At 42.4% G+C, this 19,362-nt stretch carries 19 protein-coding genes; 15 read left to right on the top strand and 4 right to left on the bottom strand.

Annotated features, from left to right (window positions below; all coding sequences use genetic code 11):
* Positions 1–38: 38 nt before the first annotated feature.
* Together GDK41_RS15800 and elbB are read right to left on the bottom strand one after the other, a co-directional pair.
* Positions 39–431: a c-type cytochrome gene (locus GDK41_RS15800; protein WP_152087299.1), complete on the bottom strand. Its 393-nt coding sequence runs from the start codon at positions 429–431 to the stop codon at positions 39–41.
* A 164-nt stretch (positions 432–595) separates the two neighbouring features.
* On the bottom strand, positions 596–1,246 hold the full coding sequence (gene elbB, locus GDK41_RS15795) for an isoprenoid biosynthesis glyoxalase ElbB (RefSeq protein WP_152087298.1): 651 nt from the start codon (positions 1,244–1,246) through the stop codon (positions 596–598).
* Between the two features lie 430 nt (positions 1,247–1,676).
* Here elbB and polA point away from each other — a divergent pair, with 430 nt between their 5' ends.
* The 3 genes from polA (at position 1,677) to GDK41_RS15780 (ending at position 5,878) form a co-directional block, all read left to right on the top strand.
* Complete coding sequence (polA, locus tag GDK41_RS15790; RefSeq protein WP_152087297.1) at positions 1,677–4,442, top strand: DNA polymerase I; 2,766 nt, start codon at positions 1,677–1,679, stop codon at positions 4,440–4,442.
* A 352-nt stretch (positions 4,443–4,794) separates the two neighbouring features.
* Complete coding sequence (locus GDK41_RS15785) at positions 4,795–5,367, top strand: YceI family protein (RefSeq protein WP_152087296.1); 573 nt, start codon at positions 4,795–4,797, stop codon at positions 5,365–5,367.
* Positions 5,351–5,878: a DUF1285 domain-containing protein gene (locus tag GDK41_RS15780; protein WP_152087295.1), complete on the top strand. Its 528-nt coding sequence runs from the start codon at positions 5,351–5,353 to the stop codon at positions 5,876–5,878. The genes GDK41_RS15785 and GDK41_RS15780 overlap by 17 nt, the downstream gene beginning before the upstream one ends.
* A 6-nt stretch (positions 5,879–5,884) precedes the next feature.
* Here GDK41_RS15780 and yihA read toward each other — a convergent pair whose 3' ends face one another.
* Positions 5,885–6,538, bottom strand: coding sequence for a ribosome biogenesis GTP-binding protein YihA/YsxC (yihA, locus tag GDK41_RS15775; protein WP_152087294.1), 654 nt, complete (start codon positions 6,536–6,538; stop codon positions 5,885–5,887).
* 313 nt (positions 6,539–6,851) lie between these two features.
* On the opposite strand from yihA, the gene GDK41_RS15770 reads away from it, so the two are divergent.
* The 11 genes from GDK41_RS15770 (at position 6,852) to GDK41_RS15720 (ending at position 16,148) form a co-directional block, all read left to right on the top strand.
* Positions 6,852–7,484: a c-type cytochrome gene (locus GDK41_RS15770; RefSeq protein WP_152087293.1), complete on the top strand. Its 633-nt coding sequence runs from the start codon at positions 6,852–6,854 to the stop codon at positions 7,482–7,484.
* A 645-nt stretch (positions 7,485–8,129) separates the two neighbouring features.
* Positions 8,130–8,807, top strand: coding sequence for a class I SAM-dependent methyltransferase (locus GDK41_RS15765; RefSeq protein ID WP_152087292.1), 678 nt, complete (start codon positions 8,130–8,132; stop codon positions 8,805–8,807).
* Positions 8,804–9,391: a Der GTPase-activating protein YihI gene (yihI, locus tag GDK41_RS15760; RefSeq protein ID WP_152087291.1), complete on the top strand. Its 588-nt coding sequence runs from the start codon at positions 8,804–8,806 to the stop codon at positions 9,389–9,391. The genes GDK41_RS15765 and yihI overlap by 4 nt, the downstream gene beginning before the upstream one ends.
* Positions 9,391–9,906 (top strand): DUF2489 domain-containing protein, encoded by a 516-nt coding sequence (locus GDK41_RS15755; protein ID WP_152087290.1) that lies wholly within the window; start codon positions 9,391–9,393, stop codon positions 9,904–9,906. Before yihI ends, GDK41_RS15755 begins: the two co-directional genes overlap by 1 nt.
* Before the next feature lie 426 nt (positions 9,907–10,332).
* Positions 10,333–11,268, top strand: coding sequence for a CHAD domain-containing protein (locus GDK41_RS15750; RefSeq protein ID WP_152087289.1), 936 nt, complete (start codon positions 10,333–10,335; stop codon positions 11,266–11,268).
* A gap of 36 nt (positions 11,269–11,304) precedes the next feature.
* Positions 11,305–12,204: a DUF350 domain-containing protein gene (locus GDK41_RS15745; RefSeq protein WP_152087288.1), complete on the top strand. Its 900-nt coding sequence runs from the start codon at positions 11,305–11,307 to the stop codon at positions 12,202–12,204.
* A gap of 71 nt (positions 12,205–12,275) precedes the next feature.
* Entirely contained in the window at positions 12,276–13,928 is a 1,653-nt protein-coding gene (locus GDK41_RS15740; protein ID WP_152087611.1) for a polyamine aminopropyltransferase, read from the top strand.
* A 75-nt stretch (positions 13,929–14,003) separates the two neighbouring features.
* Entirely contained in the window at positions 14,004–14,417 is a 414-nt protein-coding gene (locus GDK41_RS15735) for a YjfI family protein (RefSeq protein ID WP_152087287.1), read from the top strand.
* Positions 14,418–14,442: 25 nt separating this feature from the next.
* On the top strand, positions 14,443–15,135 hold the full coding sequence (locus GDK41_RS15730; RefSeq protein WP_152087286.1) for a PspA/IM30 family protein: 693 nt from the start codon (positions 14,443–14,445) through the stop codon (positions 15,133–15,135).
* A gap of 59 nt (positions 15,136–15,194) precedes the next feature.
* A complete protein-coding gene (locus GDK41_RS15725; RefSeq protein WP_152087285.1) occupies positions 15,195–15,830 on the top strand; it encodes a DUF4178 domain-containing protein in 636 nt (211 codons plus the stop codon).
* Positions 15,831–16,148, top strand: a complete 318-nt coding sequence (locus tag GDK41_RS15720; RefSeq protein WP_152087284.1) for a hypothetical protein — start codon at positions 15,831–15,833, stop codon at positions 16,146–16,148.
* 88 nt (positions 16,149–16,236) lie between these two features.
* On the opposite strand, the gene GDK41_RS20260 is transcribed toward GDK41_RS15720, so the two are convergent.
* Positions 16,237–16,383 (bottom strand): hypothetical protein, encoded by a 147-nt coding sequence (locus GDK41_RS20260; RefSeq protein WP_172971631.1) that lies wholly within the window; start codon positions 16,381–16,383, stop codon positions 16,237–16,239.
* A 331-nt stretch (positions 16,384–16,714) separates the two neighbouring features.
* On the opposite strand from GDK41_RS20260, the gene acnB reads away from it, so the two are divergent.
* A complete protein-coding gene (gene acnB, locus GDK41_RS15715; protein ID WP_152087283.1) occupies positions 16,715–19,312 on the top strand; it encodes a bifunctional aconitate hydratase 2/2-methylisocitrate dehydratase in 2,598 nt (865 codons plus the stop codon).
* The last annotated feature ends 50 nt before the right edge of the window (positions 19,313–19,362 follow it).

The raw sequence follows: 19,362 nt of genomic DNA, 5'->3' as shown, positions 1-19,362 counted from the left end.
CCGAAGGGAATAAATTGTTCCCTTCGGATTAATTAGCGTTATTGAGATGTCATAAAATCAATTGCGGCCGCAATTTCGTCATCAGAACAATCCATACATGTACCACGTGGCGGCATTGCATTGAAACCATTAATAGCGTGGTCGAGTAGCACATCATTGCCTTTGCTTAAACGAGCAGCCCAATCTTCGGTTGTTTTTGGTGCGCCTAGCGCTCCTGTGCCGTGACATGCAAAACATGAGGCTTGATATACTTGTTCACCAGAGCGTGGTCCTGTTGGAGCCGCTTCGGCTGCGCTTGCTGCGCCAGCTAAGTAAACGTCACCAACAGGAGCGATGCGTTTTTGGATTGCTTCTTCAGTTAAAGCGTTGTCATAAGGCTGCGCAACAGCGGCCGTTGATAGCAATAAAAGTGCTGCCGAAAGTTTTTTCATGTGTCTAGCTCACTTCATTTGGGCGTGATCAATCACGATAAGATGACGGAATTTCTAGCGATTATAACGCCACCAATTAATTTATAAAACTAATCTTGCACATATTCGCTTAAAAATGGCCAATTTATTGCGATGGCGCAAATTTAAAATTGGACATGGTGTCATTACGCCATTTCAAGCAACGCCTGCATTGCTTTTTGAATACCTTTAGAGGCATCACTGACCGATTGGGCGAGCATATATGCAGGTGTGCTGATGACTTTTTGCTCAGCGTCGACGACAATGTCTTCAACAGTACAAACAACATGTTTCGCGCCTAGTTGGTTAACGGCTGCGGCTGTTTGTTCATCGTTACCAATTGTCGCAAGCGTACCTGCTGGGTGAATATGACCGATTAGGGCAGGTGCGATACACAAGTAAGCGATTGGTTTTTGCTGTTGTGCAAACAGTTGGCAGCACTGTTTGAGTGGTTCATGAATATGAGAGTCAGCGCCTTCAAATGCGAAACTGCTGAGGTTTTTAGCTACACCAAATCCCCCAGGTAACACCAAAGCGTCAAAGTCATCAGCATTAAGTTGTGATAATGCTTTAATGTTGCCTCTGGCAATGCGGGCTGATTCTTCTAAAACGTTACGTTGTTGAGCTTGTTCTTCGCCTGTTAAGTGGTTGACAACATGATGCTGTGGGATATCGGGTGCAAAACACTGATAACTCGCTCCGAGTTGCTCCAAATGTAACAGTGTTAAAACTGACTCATGGATCTCTGCTCCATCAAAGACTCCACAACCACTCAAAATTATTGCAATTTTTTTCATTTTTACTCCCTCTAGTATCGGTATTAATTGGCTTATGCTTAATCGTCATTAAGCCAGAAGAAAAATATTATAAAGGATCTTATTTGATCTTTGATCAAATGTGTTAGTATACCCGTCCGCTCAAAATTGAGCGCTTGATTTTTGTACAAAGTGTTCTAATCTTTGTGAGCGTCAGAATGTTTTTCCACATTTTGCGCCCAAATAACAATAATAAAAGACTGTTTTTTCTTCAATACTATCAGTACTTTAACTTTTACAGTGAGTGTTTTTGAAAATACCCGCTGCAATTTTTCGTGTTTATCTACAAAGTTATCCACAGTTTATTAGATATAACAAGTTTTGTGTGAGTTATTTTTATCCCTCGTTTTATCTGTGCCCTTATGGCATGCTTATGCTGTTTTTTTAAAGCTCATTTAGGATCCCCTTTATTATGTCTTCGATCCCTGAAAATCCCTTGATCTTGGTTGATGGTTCTTCTTATCTTTTTCGTGCCTATCATGCGCCACCCCACCTTACCAATTCAAAAGGTGAAGCCACGGGGGCCATTTATGGCGTGGTAAACATGCTAAAAAGTTTGTTAAAGCAGTATCAGCCTAGTCACATGGTAGTGGTGTTTGACGCGAAAGGGCCAACTTTTCGAAACGAAATGTACAGTGAGTACAAAGCACATCGACCACCGATGCCAGACGATCTGCGCACTCAGATCAAACCGATCCACGACATTATTGAAGCGATGGGCCTACCACTTGTTAGTATCAGCGGGGTAGAAGCTGACGATGTTATTGGTACATTTGCGCGTATTGCATCAGAGCAAAAGCGTCATGTTTTAATCAGTACCGGTGATAAAGATATGGCGCAGTTGGTGAATGAACATGTCACGTTGATCAATACTATGACGAATACAGTGCTTGACCCCAATGGCGTGGTTGAAAAGTTTGGTATTGGTCCAGAGCTTATTATTGACTACTTAGCTTTGATGGGCGACAAGGTGGATAATATTCCCGGCGTACCAGGTGTAGGTGAAAAAACCGCACTGGCTATGCTGCAGGGAATTGGCTCAATAGACTCACTCTATGAACGTCTTGATGATATTGCAGGTTTGGGTTTTAGAGGCTCTAAAACAATGGCTAAAAAACTCGAAGAACACAAAGAGCAACTTGTGTTGTCTTATGAGCTAGCCACTATCAAATTAGATGTTGATGTTGAACAAGATTTAGAACAGTTCGCCATTGGTGAAGTGAACAAAGACAAGCTAATTGAGCTTTACGCAGAATGTGAATTTAAGCGTTGGCTAAGTGAATTGCTCGATGGTGCAACAGCTAAAGCAACAGCTGATATTACAGATATAGAGAGTCAAAGTAGTGCACCAGCGATTAATCAGGTGGAGGCGCACTATGAAACGATTTTAACCGAAGCGCAACTTGATAACTGGATCGCAAAGTTACGTTCGTCAAATTTGATGGCATTTGATACTGAAACCACGAGTCTTGATTATATGCAAGCTGATTTGGTCGGTATGAGCTTTGCCGTCGAGCCAGGAGAAGCGGCTTATCTTCCTATTGCCCACGATTATGTGGGTGCTCCTGAGCAACTTTCAAAAGCGCTAGTATTTGAAAAAATAGGGGCCGTATTGGCCGACCCTGCGGTGAAAAAGGTGGGTCAGAACCTTAAATATGACAAAAGTGTCTTAGCGCGTGCAGGTTTGGAATTAAATGGCATTGCGTTTGATACTATGCTCGAGTCTTATGTATTTAACAGTGTAGGCACGCGTCATGATATGGACTCTTTGGCACTTAAATTTTTAGGGCACAAAAATATCAGCTTTGAAGATATTGCAGGTAAAGGTAAAAGCCAACTGACATTTAACCAAATTGAGTTAGAAAAAGCAGCACCTTATGCAGCTGAAGATGCAGATATTACTTTGCGTTTGCATCAACATTTATGGCCGCTTTTACAACAGCATGAAGAGTTATTAACGGTTTTCAATGATATTGAATTACCCCTACTCGCTGTTCTTTCAGAGATAGAGCGCACCGGTGTTAAAATCGATTCTGACATGCTTGCCAAACAGAGCGTTGAATTAACTAAACGTTTAGCAGAGATAGAAAAAGAAGCATTTGAGCTGGCGGGAGAAGAGTTCAATTTGAGCTCACCAAAACAGTTACAGGTAATATTGTTTGAAAAGCAGGGCTTACCTGTTATCAAGAAAACGCCCAAGGGAGCGCCTTCTACGGCTGAAGAAGTACTGCAAGAATTGGCACATGATTACCCTTTACCTAAGCTCATTATAGAGCATCGAGGGTTAGCAAAGCTCAAGTCAACCTATACAGACAAGTTACCAAAATTGGTTAACCCTGTAACCGGACGTGTTCATACTTCATATCATCAAGCTGTGACGGCCACTGGGCGACTTAGCTCAAGTGATCCTAATTTGCAAAACATTCCGATCCGTAATGAAGCTGGTCGTCGTATCCGTCAAGCGTTTATAGCGGATGAAGGTAAGCAAATTCTGGCTGCCGATTATAGCCAAATTGAGCTGCGTATTATGGCGCATCTGTCTCAAGATCAAGGGCTACTTAGTGCGTTTGCACAAGGCAAAGATGTGCACAGTGCAACAGCATCAGAGGTATTCTCTGTGCCGCTTGATGATGTTACCTCTGATATGCGTCGTAAAGCGAAAGCAGTAAACTTTGGTCTTATTTACGGCATGAGCGCATTTGGCTTGTCTAGACAGCTTGATATTCCGCGTCATGAGGCGCAACATTATATGGATAAGTACTTCGAGCGCTTCCCCGGTGTATTGGAATATATGGAGCGTACTCGTGAAGAGGCCGGTGAGAAAGGTTATGTGGAAACGTTATTTGGACGTCGACTACATTTACCAGATATTAAAGCGCGTAATGGTGCACGTCGCAAAGCGGCCGAACGTGCGGCTATCAATGCGCCGATGCAAGGAACTGCTGCTGATATCATCAAAAAAGCAATGCTTAAGGTAAGTGACTGGTTACATACCCAATCTAGTGACGATATTAAGTTATTGATGCAGGTGCACGATGAATTGGTATTTGAAGTGGCTGCGGACAAAGTGGCGCAATTCAGTGAAATAATTTGTGAACTGATGAGCCAAGCAGCAACGTTGGATGTGCCTTTATTGGTTGAAGCAGACTATGGCGAAAACTGGGAACAGGCCCATTGATGAAAAATTAATATTTTTATAAAAGGGCGTGTAGCGCCCTTTTTTATTGGTCTTTGCGTAAAGAAAGCGTAAATAGGAACAATGGAATGTTTAAAAAACATCAAATTGGCCCAGTTTTTGCGTTCGGGCATTTATTTCTAGTTTGGGTTTTGTTACAGTGCGCGCGTCCTCATCCTGTAGGACATCCTGTTGATGATGTATCTCTCGCAAGAGGATACAGCGTATTGATAGCTTCTCCCCAGATTGCTATAACGGCTCACATAACTTAGTGAGCCGTGTTTTTCTTCTCTTTTAGTATCCACTTAAATTGCATGTTAGTATTAGTACTCTCAGTTTTTAAAAGGATCTCTTTATGCTTAAGCCTTTGTTACTCTGTGCAAGTTTGCTTTCTTCTTCCGCATTTGCGGCTTGGCAATTAGATAATGCTCAAAGTGAATTAAGTATCACCTCGATAAAGAAAAATAGCATTGCTGAAAACCATCATTTTAAACAGCTCTCGGGTCACTTGTCTGATGAGGGAAAACTTACCTTCAGCATCGAGCTAAGTAGTATCGAAACCTTAATCCCGATCCGAAACCAGCGTATGCAGTCTTTGCTATTTAATGTTGCTCAATTCCCACAAGCGCAAGTGACCGCTGATCTTTCTTCATATCTCAAAGCGCTGAATACGGGTGTGCAAGTCTTGAAATCGATACCAGTAGAGCTGTCATTACATGGCCAGCACAAAGCATTGAAGCTAGACTTGGTGGTGAATAAACAAATGGATCAGCTTCATGTCACTTCTTTGAGAGCTGTATTAATTAATGCAAGTGACTATAACTTGGGAGCTGGTATTGAAGCGCTTCGTAAAGTTGCGGGTCTAGATAGTATTGCCACAGCTGTGCCAGTGACTTTTAGTTTGGTTTTCAATGAGCAGCCTGACTGATCTAATCGCGGAATTAGTGACACCACATGCTCCGACGGAACAATGGTCGGGGCAAGAGTGCGGTATGCTCGATATGCACATTGATGAGCAGGGACGTTGGTTTCATCAAGGCGGAGAAATAAAACGGCTGGGGCTACTTCGGCTTTTTGCCAGTGTATTAAGTTGTGAACAGCAACGTCATTGGTTAACAACTCCTGTTGAGCGATGTGAAGTGCAAGTGGCTGATGTTGCGTTTATGATTTGTAGCTGGTACCACCATTCGCTAGATAAAAGTACGGTTATTGTTGTAGAGGATAACTTAGGACGCAAATGGCCCATCTGTGAGCGGTTTTCAGTGCAATTGAAATGTTTTCAGGGGCAGCTACTGCCATATGTTAATGTCGGAAATGGTTTACAAGCCCGAGTTGCTCGAAATGTCTATTATCAGTGGATAGAGGAGCTTGCTGAGCAAGATAAACAGGGCGTTTATATTCGCTCAGCAGGGATCAACTTTTATCTAGGCGAAGTTTAAAGCACGTTACTCGCTGTGTGTTTCATCTTCATCTTGGTTTGCTTCAGGCTTGATAAATGGACCGAGATACCAGTCATCCAGTTTCCAAGCAAGCTCATTCAAACCTATGCCTTTTAAAGAAGAAAAAGCATGTACCGTGATATCGGCATCTAAATCAGCTAACGCTTTTCTCACTTGCAGTACTTCAGCCTTGCGTTTGCCTTGCTTCAATTTATCGGCTTTGGTGAGCAATGCGAGTATGGGGATCTCACTATCGACAGCCCAATTGATCAGGTCCATATCTAGATCCTTCAGAGGGTGACGAATGTCCATTAATACAACTAGCCCCTTTAAGCTCTTTCGCTTTTGTAGGTATTCACCTAATGAACGCTGCCATTTCTTTTTCATTTCGATAGGCACTTTTGCAAAGCCATATCCGGGTAGGTCAATAAGCCTTCTTTGCGCATCAAGTTCAAATGTATTAATTAATTGGGTTCGACCAGGGGTTTTACTGGTGCGTGCCAGTTTTTGATCTGTTAGGGCATTCAAAGCGCTCGATTTACCCGCATTAGAGCGACCAGCAAATGCAACTTCGATACCCTCGTCGGCGGGTAACTTAGAAATATCGGGGGCACTGGTGATAAAACTTGCAGTGTGGTATTTAATTCGAGATTTGAGCACTGGCTCTCCTAACAATAAGACAAATGGCTAAAACAAGCGTAGTTTATAACACTTAACTACATTGCAAAAGCAGGCATTATTGAATCGCCGTGCTCAAAAAGTTGATTTTTAGCATTGCTACAACTTAATCTATGTCAAAACCCCATAATTTATAAGCTTAATGTGGGCAGAAAACGTGCCAGAAAATTTAATATCGTGTAGAATGTAAAAATTGCAACGTAAATAGATAGATTGTCTAATCAAGCTACGCTGAAATTGTGTATCATCGTGTCTTGGGACGAAAATATTACAGGGTCGAAACAGAGAATTTACCATGAAAAAAATAGCATTAACTTTAACAATGTTGCTTGGTACGTTGTCAGCAAGCAACGCAACAGCATTTGATGGCGACGCAGAAGCGGGTAAAGCAAAGTCTGCAACATGTGCAGCATGTCACGGCCCGGATGGCAATGCACCTGTGACTATGTATCCAAAAATTGCAGGTCAACATGCTGAGTACCTTTACAAGCAATTGAAAGAATTTAAGCTTGGTATGACTTCTGGCGGTAGTGAAGGTCGTATGGATCCAGTAATGAGCGGAATGGCTATGCCTTTGTCTGATCAAGATATGAAAGACTTATCAGCATATTTTGCATCACTAAATATGAGTGAAGGTACGACACCAGAAGATGTGGTAGAAGTTGGACAAAAGCTTTTCAAAGCTGGTGACGCTGAGCGTGGTATTCCATCATGTGCTGCGTGTCATGGTCCTCGAGGTAATGGCACTTCGTTATCTAAATTCCCTAAAATTTCGTTCCAACACCCAGAGTATATTAAGGCTCAGCTCGAAAAGTTCCGCGACGGTACGCGTGCGAATGATCTGAACGGCATGATGCAAGATATTGCGAAAAAGCTGACAGATAAAGACATCGAGGTACTCTCTAAGTATTTAGGTGGACTCCACTAAAGTCTGATTGTCAGTTTATTATTTGATTGTAAACTGTTCAGATAGAGCAAAAAGGCAGCTGACGCTGCCTTTTTTGATCCTGCTTTTTAATTGCGATATTACCTTTTTCCTTTGTGAGACATTTGCCATATAAAAATGTGAGAATTTTCCTAATTTTGATTTTTTTTGAATTGTAAGTATTTGTAATGAGTGGTATTACAATATTTTCTTATGAGAAACTTTAGGAAATTTACTATTAACCAGTTGTAACTATTTCATTAAGGCGTAGATTATTCGGTGTCGCCAAGACAACAAAACAACATGGAAATTTCGCGATGGAAGCGTAGGTGACAAGTTTAGTACTAAATTTGGTACTTTTATCATGGAAATAACAATAAAGTGTCAGGATTGACCGAGAATAATAAAAGCCCCATGGAAGTTTAAAAATAAAAACAATATGGAAAGGCGCATGGAAGTAAAAATAAAAACAAAATGGAACACAGCATAATAAAAATAATAAAGACTTAAAAGTCGAAGGGAGAAGTGTCCAGTTTGAGACGCTCAGATTAGTAGACGGTAGGGAGCAATCTCTACCGTCTTTTTATTTATGCCTATCCATAGACCTGCTACAATACCCCTCCAATAATAACGTCCTGTGAGTTTGCCGTGCAATCGAGCCCATCTTGTGGTTTATGCGCTAGTGTAAAGGTATTTCACTATCATCAAGACAAATATAGGCACTATTGGCAGTGTCATCAGTGTGGCTTGGTGTTTGTAGATGCCAGCGAGCATCTAACAGCGCAACAAGAGAAAGAAATCTATGATAGTCACGAAAATGATTTGGCTGACTTAGGCTATAGGCGCTTTTTATCTCGCGTGAGTGAACCATTATTGGCTCGTTTAGAGGCACCTAGCAGTGGCCTTGATTTTGGCTGTGGTCCCGGTCCCTTACTGGCAAAGATGCTCAAAGAAGCTGGGCATGAAGTGGCACTCTATGACCTATACTATGCTAATAAACCAGAGGTGCTGACAGGACAGTATGATTTTATTACTTGCACAGAAGTGATAGAGCATATTGCAGAGCCTGAAAAAGTATTAACACAGCTGTTTAGTTTATTGAAACCCGGTGCACCATTGGTGTTAATGACGAAGTTGGTAATTGATAGAGAGCGATTTCGCACTTGGCACTATAAAAATGATTTAACGCATATCGCTTTTTTTAGTCGTAAGACATTCGATTATGTGGCACAAATTTATGATAGCGAGGTCGAGTTTATCGGCAACGATGTCATTGTCTTAACAAAACCTGAGGTGCAAGCAGCACCGAGTGAAGAAGCATTATGACCAGAAAGAAGAAAACCCGTAAAGTTGCTAGTAATGGTACACCCAGACTCAGCAAAGACAAGTTGCAAGAATTAAGAGCAATGAAAGAGCAGCGCACCAAAAAGAAGAAAGGTGCAAAGCCTGGTTCTCGCAATGCGCAAGAAGCGAAAGTAAATCAAGAAAAGAGCGGTGCTAACGTTGTTAAAGATAGTCGTGTCGGTAGTAAAAAACCTGTCGCACTGCTTGCTACAGAGCAAACGCAAGAGTCACATCAGCCGGTATTACAGCGCCATTTGCAACCGCAAGTAGAGTTGAAAAAGGTCAAAGAGACACTAACGCCTGAACAAGAATTAGAGCAACTTGAAAACGATGAACGTTTGATGGCTTTGCTCGAGCGTCATGAACGAGGTGAGTTGTTGACCGGTAAAGATGCAAAATACTTTAATCGTTGTGTGGCGCGTCACCAAGAGTTATGTGAGCAACTGGGCTTGGAGGATGACGAGTTTGAGGAGCAAGATATCATCGATGATGATCCACTTGCGACTTTTATGAGTAATGACCTTGCTGATGAATGGTTAGCGGATGACGAGGATGAGGAGAAATAATGTCTATGTGGTTGGTGATAGCGGTCACTTTAGGTGCACTGATCATTGCTGGACTATCGTTTTATGCGGGCAAATTACTGTGGCAAGTAAAAGCACAAAAGCAAATGCTAGCGAAGCGCCAGGCTGAGCATAATGAAAAGCAAATAAAAGCCCGCCAGCAGCGTAATGCTAAGCTGGCCGATAGCATCAACTTGCTCGCTAGAGCGATGAAAGAAAAGCAATGTGAGTATTCCGAAGGGTGCCTCAGAGTGTGGGTGTTGATCTCCCAATATAGTTTTTCTGAAGAAATCGAATTACACAGTGTTTATCCTGGTGTTCATCAGATGTACGAAGTTGTAAAAGACATGCCCACGCATGATGCCCGTAAAAAATACTCTAAAAAAGAAATATTCAAAATGGACAACGAACGGTGGCGTGCGGAGCAACGGTTAGAGCAAGAAATTCTCGATGACTGTGAACGCCTAGTCAAAGAGTTTCAATCTTTGCCTGGCAGTGAAAACATCGTGTTTCAATAACAGCAGCATAGCGAAGGCGACCGCAAGGTCGCTTTTTTTACATCTGTGCATAGGTTGGAGGCAACATAGTCGTTGCTAACTAGTGGCAACCCCCGGCTTTATAAATCATTAGTTTCTTCTTTATGTGCGTAACCTCAGCTGCACATAAGTGAATTTGCCCAATAAAGCTATTCCGCTCACTCTCTGCGTTATTTTTACTTGTAATAGCGCGCTATTACTTTGCGAAAAGGCCTTGATATTGAGCAAAATATCATCATTGGATGTTGAAGAGGTTACAACGTCTCTATTGTGAACTATCAAAACGCTTATCCACAGCTTAGGTGACTTATTTTATTGCAATTCCTCGCTTGGCATCACTAAGAACCTATGTGACACTAACATAGGGAATTCATTTAACATGATTTTTTTAATCAAACGGTGACATGAATGTCGAAAATAAAAGTATGGGAATTAATCTGCTTGTTTTGCATAGTTTGCTTAGTAAGTGGTTGCTCTTCAAAAGAAGAGCAACTGCAGCAATCTATTGCACAAGCCATACAAAATGCAGAACAAGAACTCAGCCAGCTTGAGCGTGAACTCTCACAAGGTCAGATCCGTAACGCTTATTTGCTAAAAGAGTACAGTAAAGTTTTAAAGGAGCAACGACCTGAGCTTGCTCAGATAAGCAACGTTATTGCGCAAGATGCGACCACCAATGGACCTCTTTTTCAGGGACTCGCCAAACGCCTTGAGGAAATAAAAAGTCTACCTACTTCACCCCCTGACGTGCAAACTTTGCAACGCTTAGAGGTATTGCGCGAAGCAATGAAGCCCAGTTTGTTTGGTGATGCTTTAACCGATCCAATTAATATGCTTGCTGATATGTCTAATGGTGAGTTGGCCAGAGTTGGAGCGATCAGCCAAGCTGCGCAGGGGGCGGGGGAAGGCAATCAACTCGTCGGTAACCCAAATTATGGCCAATGGCAGACTAACAACGATGGCATCAGTTTTTGGCAATGGTACGGCATGTATCGAATTCTCGGTGATGTTTTCGATGCTGTAGAATATGGCCGTTGGAGCAAGCGCCGTAAATACAGCTATTACAATGACTATGGCCGTTATCGGTATTCCAGTCCAAAACAAATCAAAGCGCAAACTGCGTTAGAAACGCGCACGCGTCAGTCTTATGCGCGTCAAGGAAAGCAATTTACCAGCCCATATGCAAAGCGGCGCAGTGGCGCATCAGGTTTAAGTCGTAGTAGTTACACCCCAACGAGCACCCGTAGTAGTTATGCAACAAGTAGCTCATATAGTAAGCGTAATGCAGGAACGGTGCGCAATAGCAGCAGTCGGACCTCTCGTGGTGTGAGTCGAGGTAAATAATGTGTTGTGTAAAGAACAGCGATTGGAGTTTTGAAAATGTATGAATTTAATGGAATAACCATGTGGTCTTTACAAGCGTTGGCCATAGACTTTGCGATTATTATCGCGTTATTTGTTAGCCTCAAATTTATTAAAGGCTGGGTATCTAATTTGCACGCCAATGATGAGATCACAGAGCGTGACAACTTTGCGTTTGGAATAAGTTTTGCCGGTGGGTTGGTCGCTTTAGCAATAGTGTTAACAGGGATCAGCAGCGGGGCGTTCGCACCCACATTGCAGCAAGAAGCATTGCAAATGGGCGGTTATGGGTTATTGGCTATTGTGTTGATTAAACTAGGTCACTTTTTTCAAGATAAAGTCGCATTGAGAAAAGTGAGTTTACATAATGAAATTGTAAAAGGTAATACAACCGCGTCGTTGATTGATTTTGGTCATGTAGTCAGCGTCGCCATCGTGATCCGCTCGGCGCTATTTTGGGTGGCAACAGAGGGCTGGCATGGTCTGCCAGTGGTGGTAGCATCATTTATTATTGCTAACATTGTGTTATTGGCGGTGAGCCAGTATCGAGTGCAATTGTTTAAACGCACGAATCGCAGCGGAGACTGTTTAGCGCAAGCCATATTGGAAGATAATTTGGCTGTTGGTATTCGGTATGCTGGCTTTTTGATAGGTAGTGCACTGGCTATCACTGCTGCGTCGGGATTAGCCCCTTACGCGCCAGATAACTTAGTTGCAAGTTTGGGGTATTGGGCTGTTTGTGCGGCCGTTAGTAGTTTGGCATTCATTTTGTTGCATTTAGTCACCATTAAGATCATTTTATCCGGATGTGATATTTCTGATGAAGTGAATCGACAGAAAAATGTTGGTGTTGCGACCATTTCCGCAGCGGTTTCGTTTGCAATTGGCGTAACAATGGCATCATTGCTAGGTGCGTAATCTTGTCTGAGCCTATTCTTAGCCCAAGCCGGCGTGGCTTGCTTGGGCATGATATTTTACTTATTTCTGTGATGGCTGTACTTGCTGGGTGTGGCCTTATTTATGAGTACTTACTTTCTCATTATGCTGGCCGGGTACTGGGCTCCGTAGAAAGTGCGATTTATGCCATGATTGGCACTATGATTGTCGCGATGGGAATTGGTGCATTTATGGCGCGTTGGTTTAAAGACGCGTTCACTGCTTTTGCCTGGTTAGAAAGTATTATCGCGTTGCTTGGCATGGGTTGTATTTTAGCAATCGCCAGTGTGATAGCGGTGAGCTATTCTTTGCCGCATATGTTTTCCGAAATCTTCAACTTACCTCCAGATGTCATATTAAATGGCTACGTATTTGAACAACTACAAGCGGTGTCGCGCTTTTTGCCTTATGTATTTGGGTTACTGCTGGGAATGCTCATTGGGATGGAAATTCCTCTGATCGCGCGTATTCGTCAGCAGGTTTATGGTCGATTTTTGGAAAATAATGCTGGAACCATTTATGGCGCTGATTATATTGGCGCGGGTATTGGTGCCGCAATTTGGGTGAGCATTATGTTGGCCATGCCGATTATGCAGGCCGCTGCATGGACGGCTTTGTTTAATATTATTGCAGGGTTAGTGTTTCTTTGGCGATATCACCAGCATGTGCGTTTTGCTCGTTTGCTGGTGTTTTGTCATGCGTTATTGCTAGTGTTGTTTGCCTTTATTTTGCACTTTGGCAGCAATTGGATGAAAGAGCTCAGTAATGTGCTTTATAAAGATAAAGTTATTTATTCACAAGCGACTAAGTATCAGCATGTCGTGTTGACAGAGCGTTTAAGTCGCAACCAAAGCGAGCCTATTACCGACTTATATCTAAATGGTCGCCTGCAGTTTTCAAGCGTTGATGAGCAAATTTATCATACCATGCTCGTCTATCCCGCGATGCTTGCTTCAAACCGGCATGACAACGTGCTGATTATTGGCGGTGGAGATGGGTTGGCACTGCGAGATGTTTTAAAATGGCCTGTAAAAAAGGCTACATTGGTCGATTTAGACGCGCAATTATTGAGTTTGTTTGGTCATCCAGACTCACGTTATGAACCGGCTGACGATATTGTGCAGCGACTCAGTAAACTCAACAATTATGCCATGTTAGACCCAAGAGCAAAGATAACGGTAGCAGATGCATTTTTAGAGGTGGAGCGCTTACTGGCACAAGGTGAGCTGTTTGATACCATCATTGTTGACTTACCAGACCCCAATCACCCTGATCTTAACAAGTTGTACAGTGATTATTTTTATAATCATTTACGGCAATTACTCGCGGCAGATGGAGCAATGGTGGTGCAATCTACCTCGCCTTATCACGCTAAAAGAGCCTTTATCAGTATCGCGAAAACGGTAAAAGCGGCTGGTTTTAGTTTTGTTGAGCAGTATCAGCAAAATGTTCCGTCATTTGGGCAGTGGGGGTGGACGATTGCCACTAAAGCAGGGGGCGCTGCGAGCACTCGGATCGCCAGAGTAGCACAACTGCCAGTATCATCTCGCTGGGCTAGTCGAGATTATTTACTGGCCGCCTTTATTTTTCCAAACCGTTTTTTTGAGCTAGAGAACACAATTGAAGCGAACCAGTTAGGTTCGGGCAGGCTGTATGATTACTATCGACAAGCGTGGCAATTAGAAAGTGAATTGTATAAAAATTAGTTTATGGTTGACATATTATGTCAACCGTGCAAATCTTAACTAAGACATAATATGTCAACTTAATAAGGTGATAAAATGGAATTAGATGAACTTTCAATAAAACTAGCCTCTTTTGAAACAGAAGGGGTAGGCTTTGAATCTTTTATGATAGCGAACCCTGGTGAGCAAGACGTATTGCAAGTAATTGTAGATGGTAATGATGAGTTGCCTATTTTTGTTACCAAAACAGAAGAGCAATTATTATGTATTAGTTACTTATTCGCAGACGAAGAAGTGAAAGATGATCTTAAAAATGAGTTAAACGAGACATTATTGCGCTTAAATTTGCCAATTCCACTGAGTGCATTTGCGAAAATAGATAACCGTTATGCCATATTTGGTGCGTTATCTGTTAACTCTTCATTTGATGATATTACCCATGAGTTAGTCACCCTTGCTGATAATGCGATTGAAGCACTGGATGCTGTTACGCCTTATTTAAATGACTAAATAGGTATTTTTAGGAGTTAAGATTATGAGTATTTTGAAAAAATTATTTACAGCAGTTCGAGGTGGTGCACGTGAGGTTGGTGAAGCCATCGTAGATGCTAATGGGATCCGTATTTTTGAACAAGAAATCGCTGATGCCAAAAATGCCTTACAAAAAGCAAAGCGCAGTCTCACTGAAGTTATGGCGAAGGAAATGCAGACAACCCGTAAGATCAGCGCATTGAATGACTCTATAGCAGAGCATGAAAACTATGCTGGTCAGGCGCTTGAAAAAGGTAATGAAGCATTGGCGCTGGAAATCGCTGAAAAAATTGGTGATTTCGAAACAGAAAAAGCGGAGCATGAAGAAGTGCTAAACGGTTTTAGCCAACACATTGTGGTTCTGAAGCAGCAAATTAAAGATGCCGAAAAGTCGATTAAAGAAAACCAGCGTCAGTTAAGCATGGTAAAAACCACAGAAAGTGTTCAACAAGCAACCATGGCGGTGAATAGCACTTTAAACACCAATAGCTCTTCAATGACCTCTGCAAAAGCGTCTTTAGAGAGGATCAGACAGCGTCAGCAAGACCGTCAAGATCAACTTGGTGCTGCGAAATCGCTAGAAGCTGAAACCAACGGTGACGACCTAAAAGCAAAACTGGCTGATGCAGGCATTGGTGCGACGAGTTCCAACAGTGCAGATATATTAGCCCGCATTAAAGCAAAAAAAGGCGGTTAATTTAAGCCACGTCAAATAGGTAACTAGATTACCTCTTTTGCTTTTTTATAGGTGACAATATGTTTAATTTTTTCAAAAAAAAGTCTAAGCCTACAAGGCAGCTAAGTGAACCAAGTCAATTAAAAGTGGGCGATATGCTGACTTTGATAGATTCGTTTGCTTACCCTCAATGGTTAAAAGGACAAACATTGAGAGTTGTTTCGGTCAATACGTACCAGTATGAGCACAATGCTGAGTATGAAATGGTACTTGAAAGTAACTCTGGTCAAATTGTTTTTTTACAGATTGAACAAGAAGATGGCGAGCAATGGGCTAATTTATCCATAAAAATACAGCGTAATGATGTCGAGGCTATCTTTACATTAGACGAATTTGCGAGAATTTTTGACGAAGAGTCTTTAACCGAAATTACCGTTGCCAATACCCCTGAGCAGTTTAGTCAGTTTTTAGCGACCAGTTACAAGCAAACGGAAGCACCGTATGTGAGTTACTTCCATGAAAGAGACTACCGTGGTCAGTCACTTCCCCAATTTGAACAACAAGGTGGCGAACCTTGTGAGGTGATCAGCTTGGCATCTGATGATGGAAAACACGCGCTCAATATTGAAATTTGGGAAGGGGGCGAAACGGATGTGTCGTTGACTCTTACAAGGCCGGTATCAGATATTGTTGAGCTATTCCCTGGGAGCGATTGAGTGAGTGATGCGAAAGCCAAGTGGCAGCGTCAGGAGCAAGCCGTCAGGGCAACGCAAATGGCGTTTGATCTCAGTAGCGAAGTGCAAAAATCAATTAAAAAGCAAGCGATTGATCAAGAGCTTACGCCATCGGATATGATCCGAAAAATTCTCGGTCTCGAAGTAAAATCAAAAAAGACTCGCCAACGCTTATCCTTTAATTTAAGCAACGAAGAGATTGAACTGTTAGCGGCGAGGTTTGAAGTGCCTGCCGATGATAAGCGCGCGGTTAAGCAGCGCGTTGCCGAATTGCTTATTGAGCAGGCCAAATTTAGCTAAGCCCAGCACTGAGGCAGTGAATTTTCTGACAACAAAAAGACAGCACAAGGGAATGCTTTACTGTCTTTTGTATAAATCAATTAAATCGTTAACGCGATTGAAGCGGTGGCTCTGTGATAATTTGCTGTGCTTGATATCGCGCATTAGGCGGCGGTACGTTAGAATTGCAAGCGCCTTTCACCAAAGCTGACTGTTGTTGTGTTAGTGATTTAAGTTGTTTCTTTTTTAGTTTCATAACGACTTCCTTTTGTGTTGATAGATACAGTGCCTTTGTACCTAAATAACCCTAACCTAGAAAAAAATGAAAAAATAAATATTGAGTAATCAAAAGGAAACCTTTTTAGAATTTTTTATTGCGAATGATTACTACTTACTAAATATTCATGAAAATATACTTGTTTGTAGTTAGCCATTCATAGTATTTATAGTGACTATTTAGAGTCGTTTCAGTTGCGAGATTTTCATCTATACTCAAAGGCTTTATAATTAGTCACCGGAATTTATCGGGTTTTGCTGTTTAGTTAACATAATGGCAGTCCGATTCACGTCACCAAGAGGGCAAAATTGTGCTTCAAGAATATCGTAAACATGTAGAAGAGCGCGCACAGCAAGGGATCGTTCCTAAGCCGTTAGACGCACAACAAACTGCAGATCTTATTGAATTAGTAAAATCACCTGTAGCAGGTGAAGAAGAATTTATCTTAGACCTTTTAGTAAATCGCGTACCACCAGGTGTAGATGATGCCGCTTATATTAAAGCTGGCTTTTTAGCCGCTGTTGCAAAAGGCGAGGCAACATCACCATTGGTAAGTAAAGAGTATGCAGCTGAGTTGCTAGGTACTATGCTAGGTGGTTATAACATCGCACCTATGGTTGAGCTACTTGACGACGAAGCACTTGCACCTATCGTTGTTAAAGGTCTTTCAAACACATTATTGATGTTTGATGCGTTCTACGATGTAGAAGAAAAAGCAAAAGCTGGCAACAAGTTCGCGCAACAGGTTATTGAATCATGGGCAAATGCAGAGTGGTTCTTAAACAAACCTGCAGTTGCTGAAAAAATCTCTGTGACTGTATTTAAAGTAACAGGTGAGACGAATACGGATGACCTTTCACCAGCACCAGATGCATGGTCTCGTCCGGATATCCCACTACACGCATTAGCAATGCTTAAAAACGCGCGTGATGGCATCAATCCTGAAAAAGACGGTGAAGTTGGTCCAATTTCACAATTAGAAGAGTTAAAAGGTAAAGGCTTACCACTGGCTTACGTTGGTGATGTAGTTGGTACTGGTTCTTCTCGTAAATCAGCAACTAACTCAGTACTTTGGTTCATGGGAGATGATATCCCATTCGTACCAAACAAGCGCGTTGGTGGTATATGCCTAGGTGGCAAAATTGCACCTATTTTCTTCAACACTATGGAAGATTCAGGTGCATTACCTATTGAGCTAAATGTTGATGAGTTCAATATGGGCGATCAAATAGACATTTACCCGTACGAAGGTGTTGTTAAACGCCACGGTACTGATGAAGTGATTTCAACGTTCTCACTTAAGTCAGATGTGATCCTAGACGAAGTACGCGCAGGTGGCCGTATTCCATTGATCATCGGTCGTGGTTTAACTGATAAAGCACGTACATCTTTAGGTATGGAAGCTGAAGATATTTTCCGTAAACCTGCACTTATTACTGATTCAGGCAAAGGCTTTACCCTTGCTCAGAAGATGGTAGGTAAAGCGTGTAACATGCCAGGCGTACGCCCAGGTCAATACTGTGAGCCGAAAATGACGACTGTTGGTTCACAAGATACCACCGGTCCTATGACACGTGATGAGTTAAAAGATTTAGCATGTTTAGGTTTCTCTGCTGATTTAACGATGCAGTCATTCTGTCACACGTCAGCATATCCAAAACCAATCGACGTAAACACACACCACACATTACCTGATTTCATCATGAACCGTGGCGGTGTATCACTACGTCCAGGTGACGGTGTTATCCACTCTTGGTTAAACCGTATGTTATTGCCAGATACAGTAGGTACTGGTGGTGACTCTCATACGCGTTTCCCACTAGGTATTTCATTCCCAGCGGGTTCTGGTGCGGTTGCATTCGCAGCAGCAACAGGTGTAATGCCACTGGATATGCCTGAATCAATTTTGGTTCGTTTTAAAGGTGAAATGCAGCCGGGTATCACATTACGTGACCTAGTACATGCTATCCCTTACTACGGTATCAAAGAAGGCTTATTAACGGTTGAGAAAAAAGGCAAGATCAACGAATTCTCTGGCCGTGTTCTAGAAATCGAAGGTGTTGAGCACCTAACAGTTGAACAAGCATTTGAATTATCAGACGCTTCAGCAGAGCGTTCAGCGGCAGGTTGTACCGTTAAGCTATCTAAAGAGTCTATCTCTGAGTATCTTGAGTCAAACATCGTGATGCTCAAGTGGATGATCTCTGAAGGTTACGGTGATGTACGTACGATTGAACGTCGTATTACTGCAATGCAAGAGTGGTTAGCGAACCCTGAATTGATGGAAGCGGATAAAGATGCTGAGTACAAGCACGTACTAGAAATCGATCTTGCTGAAATCAAAGAGCCTATCTTGTGTGCACCGAACGATCCTGATGATGCACGTTTACTTTCGGACGTTACGGGCGAGAAAATCGATGAAGTATTCATTGGTTCTTGTATGACTAACATTGGTCACTTCCGTGCCGCAGGTAAACTACTTGATGGTTTCACTGGTCGTATCCCAACTCAACTTTGGGTTGCACCACCAACTAAGATGGATAAAGATCAGCTAACTGACGAAGGTTACTACGGTATCTTTGGTCGTGTTGGTGCGCGTATCGAAACACCAGGGTGTTCACTATGTATGGGTAACCAAGCACGTGTTGCTGACAAAGCAACGGTTGTCTCTACCTCTACGCGTAACTTCCCTAACCGTCTAGGTACAGGCGCTAACGTATTCTTAGCGTCAGCAGAGCTTGCGGCAGTAGCGGCAATTTTAGGTAAACTACCTACTCCTGCTGAATACCAAGAGTATGCTGCGAAGATCAATGCAACGGCGGCAGATACATACCGTTACTTGAACTTCCACAAAATGCCTCAGTACACTAAAAAGGCTGACGGTGTGATCATTCAGCAAGCGGTTTAATACCCTAGTTTGCTAAAAAGGCCGGTGAATTCACCGGCTTTTTTGTGTGC

Origin of the sequence: Pseudoalteromonas sp. A25 (assembly GCF_009176705.1) — a bacterium.
Classification (GTDB): Bacteria; Pseudomonadota; Gammaproteobacteria; order Enterobacterales; family Alteromonadaceae; genus Pseudoalteromonas.
Note: the sequence above shows the minus strand (reverse complement) of the source record. Positions and strands in the feature narration are given on the sequence as shown.